This window comes from Serratia sp. Ag1 (genome assembly GCF_000743355.1).
Lineage (GTDB): Bacteria > Pseudomonadota > Gammaproteobacteria > Enterobacterales > Enterobacteriaceae > Chania.
In genome coordinates this window covers 1-536 of record NZ_JQEI01000084.1, presented here as the reverse complement: position 1 = coordinate 536, position 536 = coordinate 1, and the positions used below count along the sequence as shown (strand labels likewise).

1 protein-coding gene and 1 pseudogene are annotated in these 536 nt (G+C 59.1%); both read left to right on the top strand.

Annotated elements, in window-relative coordinates:
* Nucleotides 1–388: HK97 family phage prohead protease (locus IV04_RS24075; protein WP_037441666.1), on the top strand; the 388-nt coding region annotated here is incomplete at its 5' end.
* A 1-nt stretch (nt 389) separates the two neighbouring features.
* A pseudogene (locus tag IV04_RS26350) lies at nt 390–536 on the top strand (phage portal protein); the annotation flags it as partial.

Sequence of the window (536 nt, the reverse complement as noted above, 5' to 3'; positions counted from 1 at the left end):
TGATGTTCGCGCCCTGTACGAACATGACCATACCGCGCTGTTAGGCCGCAATACCTCCGGCACCCTGGTATTGAGTGAAGACGCCACCGGCTTGCGCTTTGAGCTGACGCCGCCCGATACCCAACTGGGGCGCGATGTGCTGATCCTGGTTGAGCGGGGCGACATTTCCGGCATGTCCTTCGGGTTCCGGGCGCTGAAAGACCAGTGGGACAGCACCCAACAACCGTATGTCCGTACCGTGCTGGCCGCCGAGCTGCGCGAAATCACCATCACCAGCTTACCGGCCTATCGTGAAACCGACATTCAGATCGCCAAGCGCTCACTGCTGACCCAACACCCGGAGCTGGTGGATCTGCGTTCCCATTGGGCTTATCTGGCGGGGTTGTGATATGTGGCCGTGGAAACGCAAGACCGAAAACCGCAGCATGACCATTGATGAATTTCTGGCGCTGGCCGGTATCCCTAACACCGGTTCAGGTGAACATGTCTCATCGGGCAATGCTGAAACACTGCCTGCCGTCCTAAACGCCGTGGCG